Here is a 23,757-nt window from a genome sequence, read left to right as displayed (position 1 = left end):
TTTTCAGGACGTTATCGCAATCGCAGGCAGAGATTTGGTTTGCGCTTAAACCTAATTGCTGGCTTGCTGAACTACGAACTGGCACATGCCTCCTGATTCATGCAGGAGGTCTATTGTTACCGCATCCGATGATGGTACTGCCCGTATATGGAACTTGTCTGGCAAGCAAATTGCCATTTTGGAGCCGCTATTAAAAATTGCTACGACTCCACAATTAGAAGCAGATAGACTGCGAGACTTAGAATTCTACGCCCCCAATTGTTCAGCAGCGTTTCAGCCTTGGCAAACAGCATTAAAAATCTATCGGGAAATCGCAGACCACGAAAATGAAAGTTTAATGCTGGAAAAATTGGGCAATGCTTATTATTGCCTGAGTGACTATACCAATGCGATCCCATCCTACTCCCAGGCATCGGAAATCGCTAAAGAATTTAATTACCTCAAAATCCAGGTTAAAAATCTCTCAAATCTGGGCAGTGTTTATAATTCCTTAGCTGACTATAACAAAGCAATTCAGTATTACAACGATGCCTTAAAAATCTTAGAGCAGAACCAAGACCAACAAAGCAAAGCAGAAGTTATCAGAGGTAGAGGCAATGCTTACAACTCCCAAGGTAGATCTGACGAGGCAATTAAGGATTATTTGCAAGCATTAGCCATCGACCAAGCAGAGAAAAACAGTTCTGGCGTGGCAGAAGCTAAAGTCTATTTGGCAAGAATTTATCAGTTTTTGGGTGACTATAACAAAGCTCTTCAATATTATAAAGAAGTAGAAGAATTTAACCCAATTGAAGCCCTGACAGGTTTGGGAAATACTTACTTAAATCTTGGCGACACGGCAAAGGCGATCGCTTTACACTCCTCAAGTTTAGAAAAAGCACGGCAACAGGAAGATAAAGAAGGCGAGGCTAATGCTTTAAATAATCTAGCTAATGCTCTTCGTCAAGCTGGTAATTTTGCAGAAGCCGAACAACTCCTACGCAAGGCAGTTGAGATTTGGGAGAATCTGCGAATTAAATTAGATGATTCTAATAAAGTGTCAATCTTTGAAAGGCAAGCTCGTACTTACCGCCTACTACAAGAAGTTTTAATTGTTCAGAACAAAACTAATGAAGCACTGGAAATTGCCGAACGGGGCAGGGCGCGGGCTTTTGTGGAATTACTGGCTTCTCGATTATCTCCTAACCCGAAAGAGCAATTTAGCATTACTACGCCCAATATCGAGCTGATTAAACAAGTTGCCAAGAAACAAAATGCAACTCTTGTTGAATATTCGGTTATTTACGATATTTTCAAATTTGAAGGGAAAGAAAAAAAACTAGAATCAGAACTCTATATTTGGGTTATCAAGCCTACAGGTGAAGTGACGTTTCGGACATCTGACCTCAAACCCCTGTGGCAGAAACAGAATCTTTCTCTACAAGACCTTGTTGCTAACACCCGTGAATCTATAGGGGTAAGGGGGCGTGGTGGCGGTATTGTAGCGGAACTGATAGAGGAAGAAAGCCCGACCAAACGATTACAGCAACTCCATCAACTGCTGATTGAACCCATTGCGGAAGAGCTACCTGTTGATCCAAATGCTCGCGTGATTTTTATCCCACAAGATGCGCTGTTCCTCGCGCCATTTCCAGCTCTCCAAGATGCTTCTGGTAAATACCTGATAGAAAAACATACCATTCTGACGGCTCCCTCGATTCAAGTGCTGGATTTAACCCATCAGCGCACAAAACGGGTTTTGAATGGGGATACACGGACTTTTTCTAGCAAGAATGCGTTGATAGTCGGCAATCCCACGATGCCTAAGGTGGTGCTGAAACCTGGAGAACCCGCCGAGCAGTTATCGAACTTGTCGGGGGCGGAACAGGAAGCTAAAGAGATTGCTAAACTGCTCAAGACTCAGGCGATTACCGGGAAACAAGCGACTAAAGCCGCGATCGCGCAAGCATTGCCTTCTGCCCGAATTATCCATCTGGCAACACATGGGATATTTGATGATATCCAGGGATTGAACAGTGCGATCGCTTTGGCTCCATCCGGTTCAGATGAGGGTTTGCTCACGGCTTCTGAAATCTTAAACCTGAAGCTCAATGCAGAATTAGTCGTTTTGAGTGCTTGCGACACCGGACGCGGCAAAATTACCGGGGATGGCGTGATTGGCTTATCACGTTCATTTATTAGTGCGGGTATCCCCAGTGTCATTGTCTCTTTGTGGTCGGTTCCCGATGCACCGACAGCCTCTTTAATGACCGAGTTTTACAAAAATCTCCAGCTCAACCCCGATCGCTCCCAAGCATTGCGGCAAGCGATGCTAACAACCATGAAACACCACCCCGACCCCAGAGATTGGGCGGCTTTTACTTTAATTGGTGAATCCAACTGAAACGGGTAGCCATCTGCGGTTGAAAATTCAAAATTGGCTGAATGATAGGCGATCGCTGAAGTGAGGGTATCTTGGAAGGAAGCCGAGTGCTGTTGAATTTTTATGGCTTCTGTTCCTAATCCCTCTCTGGAAGCTGGTCTAGCAGCCCTGAAACAGGGAAATTATCCAGATGCGATCGCCCACCTAGAAGGCGTTTGCGAGTTTGAGTTAAGTCAAAAGACAGTCCTCCGCGCTCAGATGGGACTGGTGGTTGCCTATGAACGCACTGGCGAAATCGAGAAAGCGATCGCGCTTTGTCAAACCCTCAGTCAAAGCAAATATCCCAAGGTGAAGGACTGGGGAGAGCGGAATTTGGCTAATTTGGTCAATCGTTATCCTCAACTTCAAAAAACGCCTTCCCCTCCACCAACGTCGGAGGCGACCGGGTTTGTCCCCTTACAAACACCTGCCACTTCACCCGCACAAGGGGCTGCGCCTGCGTCAGATGTCACCGGATTTATTCCCTTAGACCAACCGCCTCAAAAGCCTCAGCCATCCGTGTCGCCTGCTCTAGACGCGACCGGGTTTGTCCCCTTGCAAACGCCTGCCACTTCACCCGCACAGGGGGCAAAAGCCGCTCAACCTGCCTCTAAAAGCGTCAGGGCGAACAGCACTAAGCCAGTACAAAAGGTAACACCCTCCAACTCACCCTTAGTACAGGGCAAAGGGAAAGAAGCGGAAAGCAACCTAGAGGCAGAAGTAGCCGCCCCGACAGAAGCACCGATTGCGCCAGATACAGCAGCAGACACAGGGGTCATTTCTGAGACGTCATCTGAAACGCCATCTGAGACGCCAACAGATGAGAAAATTCTAGAATCGAATCCCAGTATTATTGGCTGGCGTCAAGCAGGACGCGCCAAAGGATGGCGAGCAATGCCAGCAGTGAAACCAGAACGTCTGTGGTTGCTTCAAGCAGGGACTGCGATCGCGCTTTTTTGGGTAATTCGCGTTTTCGTGCAGTTCTTGATGACGACGACGAACAACTTCCTCATCAACCTGCCATTTTTGCAGCCTATCCCAGCTTTTTACGAAGACCCGACTTGGCCTATCGTGACCGTGTTGGTGCTGCTAGCGTGTCTGTCTCCCTGGCTACTAGACTTCTTCCTCAAGCAATTTGAGAAGATGCAACCGCTGTCGCTGTCAGCGCTGTCTAAATTCAGCCCAGAAGCCGCCAAGATGCTACCCCGATATTGCGGACAGCGCCGTTTGCCCGTGCCGACTTTGCGGATCTTACCCATCAGCGCCCCAGTCGCACTCACTTATGGAAATCTGCCTCGCACTGCCCGAATTGTGGTCAGTCAAGGACTCTTAGATCAACTGGCAGACGATGAAATTGCCACAATTTATGCTAGCGAGTTGGGACACATTGTCCAAAACAAGCTAGTCGGTTTGGTGATGGCAACCATAATGTTCCTGATTGGAGGCTTTTTTAGCCTGTTGAGGAACTCAGACTGGGCTTGGACTTGTTGGTGGATTGCCCTGGCTTGTTTACCGTTGGGATTGAATTTGGCAGTGATGTCCCTCATCATGCTAATCGCCCAGATTCCTTACACCTTGTACCGACAAGTCGCGCAGTGGGGAGACCGCTTACAAAGCCCCCTGCTAAAGATTCCAGCGGTGGTTGTTTCGGCTTTGAGTTACGGCTTATTTTGGCTAGTTTGCTTTATCGGTTTGTGGCTGTCGCGGCTGCGAATTATCTATAGCGATCGCATAGCGGCAGATATCACTGGCAACCCAAATGCCTTCTCCCGCGCTTTATTGAAAGTTACCCGTGGCATTGCTGCTGATATCCAAAAACACCAGTCTACCCGCTGGCTTTTGGAAGGCTTTGATTTACTGACGCCAGTGGGATATCGGCAAGCCATCAGCTTGGGCAGCTTTCCCGCCCAGACGCCTTGGGAATCCCTGTTGCAATGGGGCTACCTCAACCCCCATCGGCAGTGGATGGTCATCAACAATAGTCATCCTTTAATGGGCGATCGCCTTTACTTGTTATGCCTCTACGCCCGCCACTGGAAGCTAGAGACAGAACTTGACTTCACTCAAATGTCCGAACAGCGAATTCGAGCATCTTCGCTCAAAACTAAAAAGTCAAAACTTTGGTTACAAGGTGCCCCCTTCTTTGGCATTTTGTCTGGTTTATGCTTGGGGTGCTTGTTCTGGCTGTTGGGGTGGATTGGCAGCTGGCTGGGAATCCAGCAACTAGCTTGGATACTCGACGATTACTGGACGATCCTCGTCGGTTGTCTACCGATAGGTTTTAGCATTGGCACCTTTTTGCGGATCAATCCCTTCTTTCCAGATATCAAAGCTTCCACTCTGCAAACGAACCCCAACCTATCCGATTTATCGACTCGGCTCGATGCTTTACCTGTCGATAGTCAGCCGCTGCGTCTGCAAGGAAAACTCTTGGGGCGTCAAGGGATTAGCAACTGGCTGGGACAGGATTTAATCTTGCAAACCGACACCGGCTTGGTTAAGTTACATTATTGCTCTGGGCTGGGTTCTATTGGTAATCTTTTACCCTTGTCCACTCGTCCCAGCGACTTCGTAAATCGGCAAGTCACTGCAACTGGATGGTTTCGGCGAGGCGCGACTCCCTGGATTGACTTAGAAACCCTACGAACCCAAGGCGGCATTACCAGTCTCAGTCGGCACCCTATCTGGTCAACGATTATTGCCTGTTTAGCTGCGGCTTGGGGAACTTACATTATCTTGTTCGGCATTTAATGCACAAGTTGGCACACGCACAAATGACTGTTTGTAAATAAATATTGCAGCTTTTGAAAAAAATGTGTTACATTCCTTAACAAGGGACGACTTAGTGTATCGAGACGCAGGTTGGCTATCTACGGGATAATTGCATAGCTTTTTCGTCTTGGCATCAGGTTTTCCTCCTCCCAACACAGCAAGCTTGACCAGTCGCCGCGAGTGGCTGGTTTTTTTTAGCATATTCACAAGCCAAAAGGCGTATGCAAAAAGAGAGAATTTCAGCGATCGCGCTTCTTCAACCTGAATCGTCAAAAGATTTAGATCCGTCGTGAATTCATCTATTTCTGTTCCTTTGTTTTCTCGGCGTCGCCTGCTAAGCAACGAGCGATTTTATATTCCTAAAAATAAAATCGGCAATCGTTAGATTAGGAATAATTTCAAAATTTATATTGTTAAATCATTTCGCTTGTATAGACCCATTTTGGAAGTTAACTCGGCTTCTGACTATCTAGCGGAAGCTAAATTCCTAGAGAGTAATCCCGATAGCGCCGAATTAAGGCAGTTCGCAATTTTTAATCTCTCGCTGCAAGATTTAAACTGGACTAGAATCGAGCGATCGCAAGCGTGCATCCTCTACTTTATCCAGATGAAAATGAGCGGATAGACATCTTTAGTTCTGATGCTAAGATGTTGGGCATTCCCTAATTTAGGAGAGTTGGTTGATGAAATCCTCAAAGGTTATTCTAGGAATTTTATTAAGCCTAACTTTATTAGGAGTCGGGGCGAGACTAGGACTCCAAAAAACGCCAGATGATGTCAGTCAAGGTGAGAAGTATCGCGATCGCTATGTTGCCTTTGTTCTGCCTAAGCTAGTTCGGGAAGTTCAAATAAGGCTGAACCTGGGAAAGAATCCAGGGGAAATCAAGCACGATTTAAAAGAATTTGCTCCAAAATATGAAGAACTGATTGCAGACGCCGGTCGAAAAGCAGACGAAAACCTGGCGAATGAACCAAGAGACGCAGCCTTTGCCGAGCGATTCTGGGCGGAGAAGAAACGGATTTTAAAAGCAGAGTACGGAATCGATTGGAAATCCCCAGCAGAAATGAATCCAGAAGTTGTTTTTGATTAATTGAGGGCTGAGAGGTTAAGACAAAGCTAAAATAGAGCCGAAGTGTTGCAATTATCTGCACTCTGTAAGCTCATGACGACTGCTGCTCCGGTTAAAACTCAGTACGAAGCCGTTATCGGTCTGGAAACTCACTGTCAACTCAGTACCGAAACCAAGATTTTCTGTAATTGCTCCACCGAATTTGGTGCGACGCCCAATCAGAACGTCTGTCCAGTGTGTATGGGAATGCCTGGAGTATTGCCAGTGCTGAATCAAAAGGTGCTGGAGTACGCGGTTAAAGCCGGTTTGGCTCTCAACTGCGCGATCGCTCCTTATAGCAAATTTGACCGTAAGCAATATTTTTATCCCGATCTGCCCAAAAATTATCAAGTTTCTCAGTACGATTTGCCCATTGCCGAACATGGTTGGCTGGAGATTGAGCTAACTGACGCAGATGGCAACCCCATCCGCAAAAAGATTGGCATCACTCGTCTGCACATGGAAGAAGATGCTGGAAAATTGGTTCATGCGGGTAGTGAAAGACTCTCTGGTTCTACCTATTCTTTAGTAGACTACAACCGCACCGGCATTCCCTTAGTAGAAATTGTCTCCGAACCGGATATCCGTTCGGGGGTTGAAGCTGCTGAATATGCCCAAGAACTGCGCCGGATTGTCCGCTATCTGGGCGTCAGTGATGGCAATATGCAAGAAGGTTCGCTGCGCTGCGACGTGAATATCTCCGTGCGTCCGGTTGGTCAGAAGGAGTTTGGCACGAAGGTCGAAATCAAAAATATGAACTCCTTCAACGCCATCCAACGGGCGATTGAGTACGAAATCGACCGGCAAATTGAAGCCATCCAATCCGGCGAGCGAATTATTCAAGAAACCAGGCTTTGGGAGGAAGGTAGCCAACGCACAGTGAGTATGCGGAAGAAGGAAGGCTCTAGCGATTACCGCTACTTCCCAGAACCCGACCTAACTCCCATACAAGTCTCCGCTGAGCAATTATCTAAGTGGAAGTCGGAACTGCCGGAACTGCCAGCGCAAAAACGTCATCGTTACGAAAGTGAATTGGGTTTGTCTGCTTACGATGCCCGCGTCCTAACCGACGATAGATCGGTGTCGGAGTATTTTGAAGCGGCGGTTTCTGCCAAGGCGAATCCCAAGCAAGCGGCTAACTGGGTGATGGGTGATATTTCTGCCTATCTCAACACCGCTAAACTGAATATCGCTGAAATTGCCCTCAAACCCCAGATCCTCGCGGAACTCATCTCCTTAATTGAAGACGGAACTATCAGCGGCAAAATCGCTAAAGAGATTCTGCCAGAGTTGCTGTCTAAAGGGGGTTCTGCGAAAGAACTGGTAGAGAGCAAAGGAGTCAAGCAAATCTCTGACAAGGGTGAGCTGGAAAAAATCATCAATGAAGTTCTAGCGGCAAATCCCAAAGAGCTGGAACAGTATCGCAGCGGTAAAACTAAGCTGTTGGGTTTCTTTGTGGGGCAGGTGATGAAGCAAACAGGAGGTCAAGCTGACCCGAAACTCACGAACCAAATGATGGCTAAGAAGTTGAACAGTTAGTTAGACAAGCCAAAATATACCGCCTTGCGGAGTCGTCAAAACCTACTCCGCAAGGCTGAAGCCCAGGCAACGGGTGCTGGTAGAAAATGTAGCGGATGTGCAGGCGATCGCTCGCAGAAATACGTATCTGCTACATTTGCCGCACAACCCTTTGCCTGATTTATGTTGACAATTATCTTCGTCTTCACTTCACATAAAAGCGAGGAAACTTCACGAAAAAAACAAAATAAGGGGTGACACCCCTCATCCCCAAGTGATATATTTTGTTTAGTAGATGCACCCTGATGATCGGGAGAGTCGCCCAAGTGGCTCTCCTTTTTTTATGCCTTTTTTTGTATGGGAATGGGTCACAGCTTCATCGGCTCGACCTACAAGCAGACACGCGAAGCGTCGCTCAAGGCGCTGTACCGGACGTTCGACTTCTTCGACAAGACGATCGGCGCGAACAGATAGTCCTGCTCCCATCGCGGGATATCTATCTCCTAACCAACGCTTACAGCCGTGCGGCTAGCAAGCAATGTCGTTATAGAAATCGCCTGATTGAAAGAACGATTGGTTTAGAGATTGCTACACGTCTGCGAGCTTTGTACTCAGCCCCGCCAAGTTTGCCACAGAAGCAATTAATTTGATTGCCTCAACGGGTTTAGGCAGGTGTACCTGGAAACCTGCTTCGAGTGCCTGCGATCGCTCCTCACCCCTGGCATAAGCAGTCAGCGCGATCGCGGGAATGCTCGTTTCTCCTCGCTGAGATTCCAAAGCTCTAACTTTGCGGATCAAGCCATAACCGTCCTCATTCGGCATTCCGATGTCGCTCACCAGTACATCGGGTTTTAAGTGTTCCAGAGCTTGCATCGCTTCCTGAACCGATGCCACAGCCGTCACCTGAGCGTGGTATTGTTCTAGCGCCGCCCTCAAAAAATCGCGGGTATCTGTATCGTCATCCACCACCAGCACCTGCAACGTTTCTAGAGAGGGAGGAGACGCGATCGCGACTTTTTTACCTGAGGAGATAGACTCCAAATCGCAAGTCTTGAGCTGATCGGATACTACTGGCAGCTTCACGATAAATGTTGACCCTTTCCCTTCTCCCTCACTTCTTGCCTCAATCGTGCCGCCTTGCAGTTCCACTAAGTTGTGGACAATTGCTAAACCAAGTCCCAAGCCACCATAGCGCCTGGTGGTGGTGCTATCTGCTTGACGGAAGCGATCGAAAATATAGGGGAGAAAATCTGGGCTGATGCCCACGCCGGTATCGCTGATGCTAATTTGAGCGCGATCGCCATCCTTGAAAAGGCGCACCTGCACCTTTCCCCCTGAAGACGTGAACTTGATCGAATTGGAGAGTAGATTCCAAACAACTTGCTGCAAGCGGTTAGGATCGCCAGGAACCAGTTCCACGGCGCGATCGAGTACGCTTTCCAATTGAATCCCTTTATCCTCAGCCGCCGGACGAACCGCATCCAGCGCCGCCTCAATCACGGGGACAAGATTAACTTGACAGATATTTAACCGTAGCTTCCCGCGAATAATCCGCGAGACATCGAGAATATCCTCAATCAGTTGCGCCTGTAACTTGGCGTTACGCTCAATCGTTTCCAGGGCACGGGCTGTCGTCTTTTCATCATACTTGCGACTGCGGAGCAGTTGAGTCCAACCCAGCATCGAGTTGAGGGGAGTGCGGAGTTCGTGAGAGAGGGTGGCGAGGAACTCATCTTTAATCCGGTTCGCCGCCTCGGCTTCCTGTCGTGCCACCTGTTCGCGGATCATCTGAGCGCGGGCTTCCTCTGCGGCTTTGCGCTCGGTGATGTCTTCTAGGGTGCCGACATGACCGATAAGTTCGCCGGTATCGGTCAGCATCGGGGAGGAGCGCAGGTAAACCCAACGCACAATCTCCTCCGGAGTTTGGCAGCGAAACTCGTTAGAGCATTCCTGACCGATGCTCATGCAAGTAGACCAATGTCTATAGACGCGATCGCGGTCTTCTGGATGTACCGACTGCAACCAGCCTTCTTCATAGAGCGAGGCTAAAGTTCCCGTTCCTACATCAGGCGTCAAGCCACAAATCGCTTGGCAGCGCGGATTTGCGTAGGTACAGCGCCCTTCAATATCGGTCATAAAAATGCCCAAGGGCGAGCAGGCACTTAACGAGCGAAAACGCTCTTCACTTTGCTTAAGTTCTGAGTTAACAGCAGTCAGTTGTGCCGCTTGTCGTTTCACCTCTGCGGTTTTCTTGAACAAGTCAACAAACACCCCCACCTTGGAGGTTAATATTTCCGGCTCCAGCGGTTTCAGCAGGTAATCTACTGCACCCAGAGAATAACCTTTGAAAACCAGAGAGTCGCTGCTGCTAAATGCGGTCAGGAAAATAATCGGCGTGTGGCGCGATCGCTGTCGTTGTCGAATCAGCTTTGCCGTCTCAAATCCATCTAGACCGGGCATCTGGACATCAAGCAAAATCACGGCAAAATCCCGCTCAAGCAGACATCGCAAGGCTTGTTCGCCCGATGTAGCTCTGACCAAATTTTGACCGAGGCTGCCCAGGATCGCCTCCAAAGCCAGTAAATTTTCTGGGTGATCGTCCACAAGGAGGACGTTAACTATTTCTTCGGGCTGCATTTTCTGGAAGGTCGGGACTTGTTTGAGCGGCTTTGTCGAGCCTGCCACTGTTTCGCTATTGATACCACTATCCAAAGTTACAAATTTTAGAAACCAGAATCCAGGGTTTTTAGATGAAGATTTGATGTGTCTAGATTCGGCTGTTGAGCTACTAGGGCTTTGGCGTCACATATCTGATTTTTTCACCTCACAGCCGATTGACAAAGGTTGACTAAAAGAGGGGCAATGTCTTGGAGCTGCACAATCCAGTCTACCGTTACAGATGCGATCGCGGCTTCTGGCATGATCCGGCTTTCTGCTGTTGCAGGCTCTTGTACTATAGCCCGTCCGCCGCGTGCTTTAATTTTTGCCAAGCCTTTCGCACCATCCTGGCTTGCTCCGGTTAAAATCACCCCGATAACTCTCTGTGCATAAGCATCAGCCGCCGATTCAAACAGCACATCAATCGACGGTCGGGCATTGCATACAGGAGCCTCAGTGGAGAGTGCTAATGTGGCGATGCCTCCGTACCGACCTTGGCGGTGTCCCCATGCCTGTCGGGGTTCCACCAGTAAGTGATAATCAGCGGGAGCTAGGTATACCCGTCGAGGCAGAATTTCTTCTTTATCTTCCGCTTCCGCCACCGGCAAAGTGCTGTACTGCTGGAGAAAGAAGCTCAGCGTGTTATCAGAGGCTTTGTGACGGTGTTGGACGACAACCACAGCCGCTGGGAAAGTATTTGGTAGACCTGCGAGCATTACGGTTAAAGCTTGTAACCCACCTAATGATGTGCCGACAACAACAATATCAAAAGTCATACTCACCATGAATCAGTAGATGGGCAAAACTCAATAAAACGGGTGGGTAGTGAAGGATTTCCAATTACCTACTACTCTTGACCTAAAAAATGTTCACCTCCTTTTTATTCCATTGATTTGGGAAATCTTGCATTTATGTGTAATTTGTAATTATAAAGTTTTAATTAAGCCAATTTTCGGTAAATCTTTTCATGATTTTCTAACTCCTCATAGTGTTTTTCGTATAGAGTGGTTTTCAGGGATTCCTGACGACCTAATCCTAAAATCCCAAATCTACAAAGGCTATCGTACAAAAGATTGTGAACCCGTTCCTGAAGAAATGGATTGAAATAGATTAGGACGTTGCGACATAAGATGACATTAAATTCATTAAAAGAACCATCAATCGCTAGATTATGTTGAGAAAAAATAATGTTTTCTTTGAGTGACGCCCGAAAAATAGCGCTATCATAAGCAGCGGTATAATACTCCGAAAAAGACTTAATCCCGCCTGCTTTGAGATAATGCTGAGTATATTCCTGCATTAAATGGAGGGGAAAAATGCCACTTTTGGCTTTTCTTAATACCATCTCATTCATGTCGGTTGCATAGATGCGGCAACGGTGATAAAGCTCTTCTTCTTGCAACAAAATTGCGATTGAATAAACTTCCTCTCCAGTTGAACAACCTGCACACCAGATCCGAATAAATGGATATGTTCGCAATAAGGGAACAACTTTATTTCTAAATGTTAAATAAAAGGTCGGATCGCGGAACATGGCGGTCACGTTGACGGAGAGACCGAGCAGAAATCGCTCCATCGCGTTTGCATCGTGGAGGACTCTTTCCTGAAGCGCGGATACACTGCTTAAATGCTCCGCACGAATCGCATTCCAGATGCGGCGCTTGAGTGAAGCGGGAGCATAATTTCGGAAATCAAATCCGTAGTAACGATACACGCCCTCCAATAGCAACTGAATTTCAATATCTTCAAGTTCGCTGCTATTTTTGGGCGTGTTCATACAGTAAAAAGTAAAAAGTAGAAAGGTAAAAGAAACAGAGACAAAGAAACAGCAAGAACTTTTGCTGCTTCTTTGCCTTTTTTCTTTTGCCTTATCGATAGAGCCAGACGCGAAGCAGGGAGAGCAATTGCTCGGTATCCACAGGTTTGGTGATGTAGTCGGACGCACCCGCTTCAATACACTTTTCGCGATCGCCTTTCATGGCTTTGGCGGTGAGAGCGATCATCGGTAGTGTTGCGAATGAATCGAGTTGGCGAATGGCTTGCATGGTTTCGTAACCGTCCATTTCCGGCATCATCACGTCCATCAGGACAATATCAATGTCGGGGCGTTCTTGCAACTTCGCAATGCCATCTCTGCCATTTTCGGCATACAACACTTCCATTTGATGGAGTTCCAGCATACTGGTGAGGGCAAAGATATTCCGCACATCGTCATCAACAATCAAAACTTTCTTGCCAGTCAGAACCGGATCGGTTTGATGCAATTGTTCCAGAATTTGTTGTTTCGGGCGGGGTAAATTTGCCTGCACTCGGTGAAGGAACAAGGCGGTTTCATCCAGAAGACGTTCTGGCGAGCGCACGTCTTTGATGATAATCGTCTCGGCAATGCGCTTGAGTTCGGTTTCTTGTTGTTTGGTTAATTCCCTGCCGGTATAAACAATGATCGGGAGTGTCGTCAGGCTAGGCTCCTGTTTGATTTGCTCCATCAACTCAAATCCAGTCATATCCGGCAGTCCCAAATCCAGTACCAGGCAATCATAGTGCCCGGTTCTCAGCTCTTCGAGTGCCTCTGTCCCAGTGCCTACCGCTGTCGTCTGCACGTCGCTATTGCCGATTAGTTCGACAATGCTGTGGCGTTGAGTTTCATCATCTTCTACGACCAGCAAGTTCTTCACGGGGCGCTCGACAAATCCCTTAATGTCAGATAGCGCCTGCGCTAACGCTTCGCTGCTGACAGGTTTTTGTAGATAAGCGATCGCTCCTTGTTGCAAGCTGCGCTGCTGGACTTCTTCGACGGAGATGATATGCACGGGGATGTGACGAGTGCCTGGGTCGTGCTTCAAACGGTCTAACACCGTCCAGCCATCCATCACCGGCAACCGGATATCTAGAGTAATCGCATCCGGCTGATATTCTCGCACCATTGCCAGAGCCGTATCGCTTCGCAACGCCACCAGCCCTTTGAAGCCCTGTTGTCGTGCCATATCTAACAAGATCCGGGCGAAATTGATATCGTCCTCCACAATTAGCAACACGCGATCGCCCGCTTGGATATCGTCCCGGTCATCGCTAATGTCAGCCATGTGTGCAGAACGCGGGTAGGGACTCGCGGCGACACTTGCCTCTCCGAGACTGGAGGAACGAACGCCGTCGTTTCGATTCGCCGGTGGAGTCGCCAGTGGAGTTGCTGGTGGAGTTGCTGGTAGAGTTGCCGATGGAATCGCCGGTCGAACATCAAGGGTCTGAGGGATACTGGGTGCGAGGGTACTGGGGGCGACGGGACTCCTCGCTCCTGGAAGGATACTTCGCACTTCCGGACTCATTCCTGCTGCCCCATCTTGATAAGCTTGCGGCAAATAGAGGGTAAACGTGCTTCCCTGTCCCGGACTGCTCACCAGACGAATTTCTCCGCCCAGCAGTCGGGCAATTTCTCGACTGATTGACAAGCCCAAACCCGTGCCGCCGTATTTGCGGCTGGTTGTTCCATCCGCCTGCTGAAAAGCCTCAAAAATAATTCTCTGCTTATCTGGTGCAATCCCAATCCCTGTGTCGCTGACGGCAAAAGCAATGACGGTCTGGGCGCGATTTAAACTCCCCTGTTCGGAACTCCAGCCGCCTGTGGCTAGCTCGACTCGTAATCGGACTGCACCCTGATCCGTAAATTTAAAGGCATTCGAGAGCAGATTCTTCAGGACTTGTTGTAACCGTTTCGAGTCGGTATACATTCCCTTGGGCAGTCTTTCGTCGGATTCGACAGTAAAGGCGAGTCCTTTGTCGTGCGCCACTTGCTGGAACGTTCGCTCCATCTGGCTCCGCAAATCGGTAAATAACATCTGATCGATGTCAACTGACATCGTTCCCGATTCAATTTTTGCCAGATCCAAGATGTCGTTAATCAGTCCCAACAGATCGGTGCCTGCGGAATGAATGGTGCGGGTGTATTCGACTTGCTTCGGCGTCAAGTTACCCTCTGGATTATCAGAAAGTAGACGAGCCAAAATCAACAAGCTATTTAGCGGCGTCCGCAATTCGTGGGACATATTCGCCAAGAATTCCGACTTGTATTTCGAGGTGAGCGCCAGTTGCTCGGCTTTTTCCTCCACCGACTGTCTTGCCTGTTCGATTTCTCGATTCTTGCGCTCGACTTCGCGGTTTTGCATCGCGAGTAAGCGCGATCGCTCTTCCAGTTCTTCGTTGGTTTGCTGCAACTGTTCCTGTTGATTCTTGAGCAGTTCCTCGGATGCCTGGAGTGATTTGGCTTGTTGTTCCAGTCGCTTATTCGTTTCTGTGAGTTCTTTTTGCTGGGTTTGGAGTTCTTCTGCTAGGGCGGTGGATTGCTTGAGCAATTCTTCGGTACGCATCGAAGCGGCGATCGTATTCAGAACGATGGCAATGCTTTCGGTGAGTTGATCGAAGAAAGTGAGGTGAATCTCGCTAAATCGTCGGAAAGAAGCCAGTTCAATCACTGCGGTCACTTGTCCTTCAAAGAGGACGGGCAACACAACAACATTCAGCGGAGTCGATTCCCCTAAGCCAGAGCTGATCTTGATATAGTTGTCCGGCACCTCGCTGAGCAGAATCCGCTCTTTTTCCAGGGCGCATTGTCCCACCAAGCCTTCTCCTAAATGGAAGTGATTGGCGAGATGCTTGCGCTCGCGGTAGGCATAGGTACTCAGGAGTTTCAAGAATGCCTGATGTTGCTCGCCACTTTCCATCAGGTAAAACACACCGTGTTGCGCGGATACCAGAGGAGCGAGTTCCGAGAGAATGAGTTTGGAGACGGTTTCCAAATCTCGCTGTCCCTGAAGCATCCGGGTAAATTTGGCGAGGTTGGTTTTTAACCAGTCCTGCTCGGTATTTTTCTGCGTTGTTTCCCGCAGGTTGGCAATCATCTGGTTGATGTTGTCTTTGAGGATGGCGACTTCGCCTTGTGCGGCGACGGAAATCGATCGGGTGAGGTCGCCTCTGGTTACAGCGATCGCGACTTCTGCGATCGCTCGTACCTGCGTGGTTAAATTCGCCGCCAGTTCGTTCACGTTGTCGGTCAGCGCTCTCCAGGTTCCGGCAGCTCCAGGCACCTTCGCCTGTCCCCCCAGCTTCCCTTCAATTCCGACCTCTCGCGCCACTGTCGTAACTTGATCGGCAAAGGTTGCCAGGGTGTCGATCATCTCGTTGATCGTATCGGCTAAGGTTTCAATTTCTCCCTTCGCCTCCAGCATTAGTTTTCGCTTCAAGTCCCCATTGGCAACTGCCGTTACCACTTTGGCGATGCCTCGCACTTGCGCGGTTAAGTTCCCCGCCATTGAGTTCACGTTGTCGGTCAAATCTTTCCAGGTTCCGGCAACGCCGCGTACCTCCGCTTGACCGCCCAATTTCCCTTCGGTTCCTACCTCTCGCGCCACCCGCGTCACTTCTGAGGCGAAGGAGGAAAGCTGATCCACCATCACGTTGATCGTGTCTTTGAGATCCAAAATCTCACCTTTGACATCAACCGTGATTTTCTTAGAAAGGTCGCCATTTGCCACCGCCTTCGTCACTTCGGCGATGTTCCGCACTTGTGCGGTTAGATTCCCCGCCATCAAGTTGACGTTATCGGTCAAATCTTTCCAGGTTCCGGCAACCCCTCGGACATAAGCTTGTACGCCCAATTTGCCTTCCGTTCCCACCTCTCGTGCTACCCGCGTTACCTCCGAAGCAAAGGAGTTGAGCTGATCCACCATCGTATTGATCGTGTTCTTCAGCTCTAAAATCTCGCCTTTAACATCGACGGTGATTTTCTTAGATAAGTCGCCGTTCGCCACCGCCGTTGTCACTTCCGCGATGTTTCGCACCTGCGCGGTCAAGCTTCCCGCCATGAAGTTCACCGAATCGGTGAGATCCTTCCAGGTTCCGGCAACGCCGCGCACCTCCGCTTGTACGCCGAGTTTCCCTTCCGTTCCCACCTCTCGCGCTACTCGCGTCACCTCCGAGGCGAAGGAGTTGAGCTGATCCACCATCGTGTTGACGGTGTTTTTCAGCTCCAAAATTTCCCCCTTGACATCGACGGTAATTTTTTTAGATAAGTCGCCATTCGCCACCGCCGTCGTCACAGCGGCGATGTTTCGCACCTGTGCGGTCAAACTTCCTGCCATGAAGTTCACTGAATCGGTGAGATCCTTCCAGGTTCCGGCAACCCCTCGTACATCTGCTTGCACGCCGAGTTTCCCTTCCGAACCCACCTCTCGCGCTACCCGCGTGACTTCTGAGGCAAAGGAAGAAAGCTGATCCACCATGATATTGATCGTGTTTTTCAGCTCTAAAATTTCGCCTTTAACTTGGACGGTAATTTTCTTAGATAAGTCGCCATTTGCGATCGCAGTTGCCACTTCCGCAATGTTTCGCACTTGTTCGGTGAGGTTCCCCGCCATCGAGTTCACCGAGTCGGTGAGATCCTTCCACGTTCCGGCGACGCCTCGCACTTCTGCTTGTACGCCGAGTTTCCCTTCCGAACCCACCTCACGCGCCACCCGCGTTACTTCTGAGGCGAAGGACGAAAGCTGATCCACCATCGTGTTGATCGTCTTTTTCAGCTCTAAAATTTCGCCTTTGACATCAACCGTGATTTTCTTAGAAAGGTCGCCGTTCGCTACCGCCGTCGTCACTTCCGCGATGTTCCGCACCTGTGCGGTTAGATTCCCCGCCATCGAGTTCACCGAATCGGTGAGATCCTTCCAGGTTCCGGCAACGCCTCGCACTTCTGCTTGCACGCCCAGTTTCCCTTCCGTTCCCACCTCTCGCGCCACCCGCGTCACTTCTGAGGCAAAAGAATTGAGCTGATCCACCATCGTATTGACGGTGTTTTTTAGCTCTAAAATCTCGCCCTTAACATCGACGGTAATTTTCTTAGAAAGGTCGCCATTGGCAACCGCCGTCGTCACTTCCGCGATGTTCCGCACCTGTGCGGTCAAAGAACCCGCCATGAAGTTCACCGAATCGGTGAGATCCTTCCAAGTTCCGGCAACGCCCCGCACCTCCGCCTGACCACCCAGCTTCCCATCTGCGCCTACCTCTCGCGCCACCCGCGTTACTTCCGAAGCGAAGGAAGAAAGCTGATCCACCATGATGTTGACGGTGTTTTTCAGCTCAAAAATTTCCCCTTTGACATCAACGGTAATTTTCTTCGACAAGTCACCATTTGCTACCGCCGTCGTCACTTCCGCGATGTTCCGCACCTGCGCGGTTAGATTCCCCGCCATCAAGTTCACCGAATCGGTGAGATCCTTCCAGGTTCCGGCAACTCCACCAACTTCTGCTTGTACGCCCAGTTTCCCTTCCGTCCCCACCTCACGCGCTACCCGCGTCACTTCTGAGGCAAAAGAGTTGAGCTGATCCACCATCGTGTTGACGGTGTTTTTTAGTTCTAAAATTTCCCCGCGCACATCGACGGTAATTTTCTTAGAAAGGTCGCCATTTGCCACCGCCGTCGTCACTTCTGCGATGTTCCTCACCTGGGAGGTTAAACTTCCCGCCATGAAGTTCACCGAATCAGTGAGATCCTTCCAAGTTCCGGCAACTCCCTTCACTTCTGCCTGACCGCCCAACTTCCCATCTGCACCCACCTCACGCGCCACCCGTGTGACTTCCGAGGCAAACGAGTTCAGCTGATCCACCATCACGTTGATGGTGTCCTTCAAATCTAAAATTTCGCCTTTGACATCAACCGTGATTTTCTTGGAAAGGTCGCCATTTGCTACTGCCGTCGTTACTTCTGCAATGTTCCGCACCTGCGCGGTCAAGTTCCCCGCCATCAAGTTCACCGAATCGGTGAGATCCTTCCAGGTTCCGGCAACGCCGCGAACTTCTGCTTGACCGCCCAGTTTACCTTCTGTACCCACTTCGCGGGCAACCCGCGTGACTTCTGAGGCAAAGGAGTTCAGCTGATCCACCATGACGTTGACGGTGTTTTTCAGCTCTAAAATTTCGCCTTTGACATCGACGGTGATTTTCTTAGAAAGGTCGCCATTTGCTACCGCAGTCGTCACTTCGGCGATGTTCCGCACCTGCGCGGTCAAATTTCCTGCCATCAAGTTGACGTTATCGGTCAAATCTTTCCAGGTGCCTGCGACGCCCTTCACTTCTGCTTGCACGCCCAGCTTGCCTTCCGTGCCTACTTCACGGGCAACCCGCGTGACTTCTGAGGCAAAGGAGGAAAGCTGATCCACCATCGTGTTGACGACCTGTGCGGTTTGGAGGAATTCCCCTTGCAAGGCTCTACCTTCAATCTCCGGTGCGATTCTCTGAGATAGGTCGCCATTGGCAACTGCCCGGATCACGCGAGCGGTTTCAGCGGTCGGTTGAACTAAATCTGTAATTAGGGTATTGACAGAATCTACACTTGCTGACCAGGAACCCCCTGCCGTTCCAATCGAAGCACGCTGGGCGATTTTTCCTTCTTTCCCAACAACCGTGCTGATCCGTTCTAGCTCAGTCGCCATCCTCTGATTCATCTCAATGATGTCGTTGAGCGTATCGGCAATTTTCCCCGCCATGCCAGTCTGGTCAATCGGCATCCGGACAGAAAAGTCACCTTTTTTAACAGCTACGAGCGTTCTCAGGAGCTGTTTGGCATCGAGATTATCGGTATCGGGGGTTGCCTGTGCAGTGGGCATAGCTTTATCCTTCGAGGATGGTTACTTTTTGTCGCAGCCTGAGTAACTGGTGCAAAATTCTGTCATATCAATGATGATTCTGACGCACTGCGACCCTTTTTGAATACTTTTGGGCGACTCAAACGTGTTAACTTCTCGTTACAAGACGCAGGCTGAGCATTGCTACTTATCATTCAACAGCCGCGTTGTCGCTAACCAGTGGTGCGTAGATGCTTGTGTTCGGAGACTTGTTTGAGTTTATGAGTACAAGGTCGCTGTGTCAGTCATTAATATATCAAGAATCAGTTGGGTTGAGGGGTAGGCGCTAAGGGCAAGGGAGAGAGGATGCGATCGCATCCTCTCTCCCTTACAAGCAGAGTAGCCTAGAAACGAAGACAATTTTGTAGGGACATCCACAAGAAGTACCCCTACACAATTTCAATTGTCAGCAATGCTAAACTTTGAGCATTAATTTTGGGCATGAAATCTATTCGTGTTCTACCACAAATATATTGGCATAGAGGTTTGCTAATATCTGCTTTCCCTCTTGCGTCAGCTCTAAGTAGCGTAATCCATCCTGGATGTAAGGATAAACGACATTCCAGTAAAACTTCGGGTAGTTTCTTCGCAAATCTCCGGGAGTTTTGTAACCCAATGTTTTATTCACCCCGGTTTCTTCAAATTCGTAGAACAATCCACTAATTTTTTGCAGGTAGCGCGGATCGCTAAGTTGACCAATTAAATCGGCGGCGCGAATTAAGCCTGGAAAGTTATTAGTATCTTGATGATCTGCATCTGCTGGCACAGGAAAACGAGTTAACTCAATATTCTTCTTGATCGTTTCTGTATCTATCAGTTTGTGACCGCCAAAACGCTCTTCAATAAACAGTTTTCCGCGATCTACATGATAAGGTGTAAGGCTGGCATCGGTTAATCCAGTTGGCAGCGAAATGAGCAAGTTGTCAATACCTGTGGCATACACCCTTTCACGGGGTCTATCTTGCAGGCAAACTCCTTTCACGTAGCCAATATCATGGCACAACAAAGAAATGATACAGTGCAACCAATCTTCGCAATACACTCCCCCAAAGCGGATATGTTTGCCCCGCAGAATTGCTTGTCCCACTAAGGTGACAAAGATGGTGTGTTCGACGTTGTGATAAAGGGCGTCGCTGTTAGCAATATTTTCCAGAGCCATGTTTCCAGCCCAGACGATGATATCAGGGTAGTCTGGTTTAAGACCGCCGTAAGTGCGGCAATAGGCAGCTCGCAGGCGTTCAACGAAGGTATCGATCATCACCATTGTGGGATTAAACATCTCTAGTCCCCTGATAAAATTGAGAGCGCATTTAGAAAATTCAATTAAAGAAAATCAATTGTTATAAATTGATTAAAATTTTGAAGCGTCTACTGATTGGCCTAAAACTACTCTTCTAGGGCGTTTAATTTTATTCATTTTCTAAATTAAAACACGCTTACTTGCTACTTCTATCAGTAGTTTCACTTACCTTTATGCAGACCGCAACCAGGAAAGCTCAGAAGTTCTGAGTGTTTTTCAGGCTACAGCAAAACTGAAGACGCGAGAGCATTCAGTTTGGCTAACCCCTGTTACACATCAGACCTAATTAATTCAGGAAACCCCAGGAAAGTTCAGGAAATCTCTAGTCTTTCCTCTGTTATCTGCTATAGGAGATTGTTTTTGCTTGCACTTTCCCAGGGTTTCTCAAGGTGGTGTAATACCATTTCAGTAATTGCCTTGCAACAGAGCCGACGAATTGCTGCGATGGGAGCGCCGCTACTCTAGTAACAAGAAGGAGAAAGAGAAAATCGCCAGTATAGTGCCAGTAAAGCTAATAGGATCTCTCAGAAGTGTCAAAAGTTGCCCTTTTTTCTAGCGTTAGCGTTCGCGAAGCGGCGCGGATGCGCGATCGCACATCCCTTTCGCGCATCCGCGCTGCTTCGCGGGGATGCAAGGGATATCTCTACCGTTTAAGCGTCTCAATTAGGACTTTTCAGGCATTCTCTAATAGGTGTAAGAAGATTAATAGCAGGAGAGCGTCACGCTTTAGACTCAGCCATCAGGATTCCCTTAGAGCTTAGAAAGAAGGAGTCCCTGGCTCAGGGGAGTTTTGTCCGCTTTATTGCCATCGACGGGCTGTGGCAGCTACATTTTTATAATAGGAAGTAATCCTAGGCTTACTGTTTGGTTGCACTTATAAAAAGTTATCAAATATACGCAAGGTGCAATTTTAAATAGGCCCTTGATTCCATCAGTTTCTATTTTCAGATAAAGACTGATCAAGATTTTTATTGGCAAGAGGTGAGAACGCTATGTAAACTTAATCGATCGATCTCTTAAAATGAACCTTCTTATGTGAATCAGGTTGCAAAATTTATTAAATGTTAAATATAGCAAATTTGCTCGATTTTTAATCTGTTTTTAAGAAACCGCGAAAGACGCATTAGCCTTAATTGAGCTATACACTTTCTTCGCTAGAGCAAAAAGAAAACGATAAAAAAGAAGTTTCTGAACACCTAAAGTTGTTATCAAATAGCCCTTTCAAGCAAGCATGGAAATTAACGAAGCATTAAGATTTATAGACAATTTAATTTTTGTTAAAACAGGAAAGCACTTAAACGATCTGGAAAGGGAAATATTTCTAGGATCTTGGGAAGGAAAAACTTATGAAGATATTTATCCTTTGAATCCTCAATATGTAGAAAAAGATGTTGGCTATAAATTATGGAAGAAGCTTTCGACCGTTTTGGAGGAAAGAGTTAGCAAAAAAAATTTCAAAGGAGCCATAGAACGCGCTCAAAAGCAGGAGTCGCACTCAGCAGAAGTGCCACCCTTGAAGGACCAGAACCATTCCCAAAAAGAAGTAGAGGGATTTACGAAGAGAATCTTTATCTCGCACCGCGCACAGGAGCCAGATAGGGGACTAGCGACTCAATTTTACGAAACCCTGAATGCTTCTGGATACACAGCCTTTATGGCGAGTGTAGGCGCACCTACAAGGGATGTCCAGAAAGGCGAGGGTCAGAGACATTCCTCAGAAAAAATCGGATGGTCAGCGCCGCCTCTTCTTTCTCAAATTGATACAGAGTTACAGCAATGCGACTACTTTTTGCTGCTAATTTCTCCCCAAACGGCGGTAAGTGAAATGGCGATCGAAGAGTTGCGACGAGCGAAGGAATTGCGCTCTATTCAGAATAAGCCAGCCGTGCTAACAATTCGCGTTAATTGTCCCTCGAATACTCCGCTAAATCACGATTTACGCAGCTATCTTGATGGAAATGAACAATTTGAGTGGAACTCGCCTGCTGACACTCCAAGTATTGTGCAAAAAATTCTGAGTTTACTGGCAAGAAGCGTGGAGTCCGGCGTTGTAGAGGCAGATTTAACTAGGATATCCGTGGGGATACCTGAGGAATCAATCGATTCATCTCTAGAGAAGCCTGAAAGCCTAACTCCTTTAATTTCCCAGGAGGATGAAGGGACATCCGTCATCCTGCATTCTTCAGATGCACCCCTGCCAGTAGCAGAACCAGAGTTACCCAATGGTCAGGTGCGTCTGGCTTCTGCGTTTTATGTAGAGCGAGTTCCTTATGAAACTCAGTGTTACAAGGAGATTTTGCAACCAGGCGCTTTGATTCGGATCAAGGCACCGAGACAGATGGGGAAAACTTCGCTGATGGCGAGGATTCTTTATCGAGCAAACGAGCAAGGTTATCGGACGGTACCGTTGAGTTTTCAGCACGCGGATACGGCAGTTTTTACAGATTTAAATCAACTTTTGCGGTGGTTTTGTGCCCGAATTTCTCGAAAGCTGCGCCTTCCTCATCAATTAGATGATTATTGGACGGATACTTTTGGTAGTAAAGATAATTGCACGATTTATTTTGAGGATTGTTTGCTGTCAGCATCTGACAGTCCGTTAGTATTAGGGTTAGATGAAGTGGATCGGGTTTTTCAATATCCCAAAATTGCTGACGATTTTTTTGGGTTGTTGCGGGCTTGGTACGAGGAAGCTGGCTATGGGAATGGCGATAGCGATCGCTGGCAACAACTCCGGCTGGTGGTGGTACACTCAACGGAAGTTTATATCCCTCTGAATGTCAATCAATCCCCGTTTAATGTAGGGTTGCCGATTGAGTTACCGGACTTTAGCCCGGAACAGGTGCAAGATTTAACTCAGCGGCATGGACTGAATTTGAATGCAACGCAGGTTGAGCAATTAATGAGGCTAGTTGGTGGACATCCTTATTTAGTCCGATTGGCGCTTTATCATATCGCGCAGCAAACGATTACGCTGGATCAACTGTTAGAAACTGCACCCACAGAGGCGGGACTTTACGATGATCATTTGCGAAGACATTTATGGAATCTGCAACAACATCCAGAGTTAGCAGATGCTTTCGCTAAAGTAGTGATGGCAGACACACCCATTGAATTAGAGTCGGTGCCAGCATTTAAATTGCATAGTATGGGGCTGGTACAGTTGCAGGGCAATTATGTTACGCCGCGCTTCGATTTATATCGGCAATATTTTAGCGATCGCTTGTCAATTAAAAATGTCAATTAAAAACTAAAAATTAATAGGGATCAGTTGAGTTAATAGTTGAGCTATCTCTTAGGCAAATTTTAGATAACTGTTAGCTAAAAGTATAG

At 48.2% G+C, this 23,757-nt stretch carries 11 protein-coding genes and 1 pseudogene; 7 read left to right on the top strand and 5 right to left on the bottom strand.

The window, feature by feature from the left end; genetic code table 11:
* From NDI34_RS17790 to NDI34_RS17765, 6 genes and pseudogenes are all read left to right on the top strand, one after another.
* A pseudogene (locus NDI34_RS17790) lies at positions 1–96 on the top strand (IS5/IS1182 family transposase); the annotation flags it as partial.
* A complete protein-coding gene (locus tag NDI34_RS17785) occupies positions 86–2,383 on the top strand; it encodes a CHAT domain-containing tetratricopeptide repeat protein (protein WP_348233342.1) in 2,298 nt (765 codons plus the stop codon). The pseudogene NDI34_RS17790 and the gene NDI34_RS17785, both read left to right, overlap by 11 nt.
* Before the next feature lie 102 nt (positions 2,384–2,485).
* Positions 2,486–5,152 carry a M48 family metalloprotease gene (locus NDI34_RS17780; RefSeq protein WP_348233341.1) on the top strand — a complete coding sequence of 889 codons (2,667 nt, stop codon included), beginning with the start codon at positions 2,486–2,488 and terminating at the stop codon, positions 5,150–5,152.
* A gap of 704 nt (positions 5,153–5,856) precedes the next feature.
* Positions 5,857–6,264, top strand: coding sequence for a hypothetical protein (locus NDI34_RS17775; protein ID WP_348233340.1), 408 nt, complete (start codon positions 5,857–5,859; stop codon positions 6,262–6,264).
* Positions 6,265–6,336: 72 nt separating this feature from the next.
* On the top strand, positions 6,337–7,821 hold the full coding sequence (gatB, locus tag NDI34_RS17770) for an Asp-tRNA(Asn)/Glu-tRNA(Gln) amidotransferase subunit GatB (RefSeq protein ID WP_348233339.1): 1,485 nt from the start codon (positions 6,337–6,339) through the stop codon (positions 7,819–7,821).
* A gap of 24 nt (positions 7,822–7,845) precedes the next feature.
* Positions 7,846–7,980 (top strand): hypothetical protein, encoded by a 135-nt coding sequence (locus NDI34_RS17765; protein ID WP_277877538.1) that lies wholly within the window; start codon positions 7,846–7,848, stop codon positions 7,978–7,980.
* 408 nt (positions 7,981–8,388) lie between these two features.
* Here the strand turns inward: NDI34_RS17765 and NDI34_RS17760 are convergent, their stop codons facing one another.
* The 5 genes from NDI34_RS17760 to NDI34_RS17740 all read right to left on the bottom strand — a co-directional run bounded on the left by NDI34_RS17760 (position 8,389) and on the right by NDI34_RS17740 (position 20,403).
* Entirely contained in the window at positions 8,389–10,437 is a 2,049-nt protein-coding gene (locus NDI34_RS17760) for a response regulator (RefSeq protein WP_348233343.1), read from the bottom strand.
* Positions 10,438–10,619: 182 nt separating this feature from the next.
* Positions 10,620–11,234, bottom strand: a complete 615-nt coding sequence (locus NDI34_RS17755) for a chemotaxis protein CheB (RefSeq protein ID WP_190411999.1) — start codon at positions 11,232–11,234, stop codon at positions 10,620–10,622.
* Between the two features lie 164 nt (positions 11,235–11,398).
* Entirely contained in the window at positions 11,399–12,235 is an 837-nt protein-coding gene (locus NDI34_RS17750; RefSeq protein ID WP_190411949.1) for a protein-glutamate O-methyltransferase CheR, read from the bottom strand.
* Positions 12,236–12,326: 91 nt separating this feature from the next.
* Complete coding sequence (locus tag NDI34_RS17745) at positions 12,327–19,106, bottom strand: HAMP domain-containing protein (protein WP_190667542.1); 6,780 nt, start codon at positions 19,104–19,106, stop codon at positions 12,327–12,329.
* 466 nt (positions 19,107–19,572) lie between these two features.
* A complete protein-coding gene (locus NDI34_RS17740) occupies positions 19,573–20,403 on the bottom strand; it encodes an Npun_R2479 family HD domain-containing metalloprotein (RefSeq protein ID WP_348233338.1) in 831 nt (276 codons plus the stop codon).
* A 1,252-nt stretch (positions 20,404–21,655) separates the two neighbouring features.
* On the opposite strand from NDI34_RS17740, the gene NDI34_RS17735 reads away from it, so the two are divergent.
* On the top strand, positions 21,656–23,671 hold the full coding sequence (locus NDI34_RS17735; RefSeq protein ID WP_348233337.1) for an AAA-like domain-containing protein: 2,016 nt from the start codon (positions 21,656–21,658) through the stop codon (positions 23,669–23,671).
* Positions 23,672–23,757 lie beyond the last annotated feature (86 nt).

Origin of the sequence: Trichocoleus sp. DQ-U1, assembly GCF_039961925.1 — a bacterium.
In the GTDB taxonomy this organism is placed as follows: domain Bacteria; phylum Cyanobacteriota; class Cyanobacteriia; order Cyanobacteriales; family FACHB-T130; genus FACHB-T130.
This window is presented reverse-complemented; position numbering and strand designations above follow the sequence as displayed.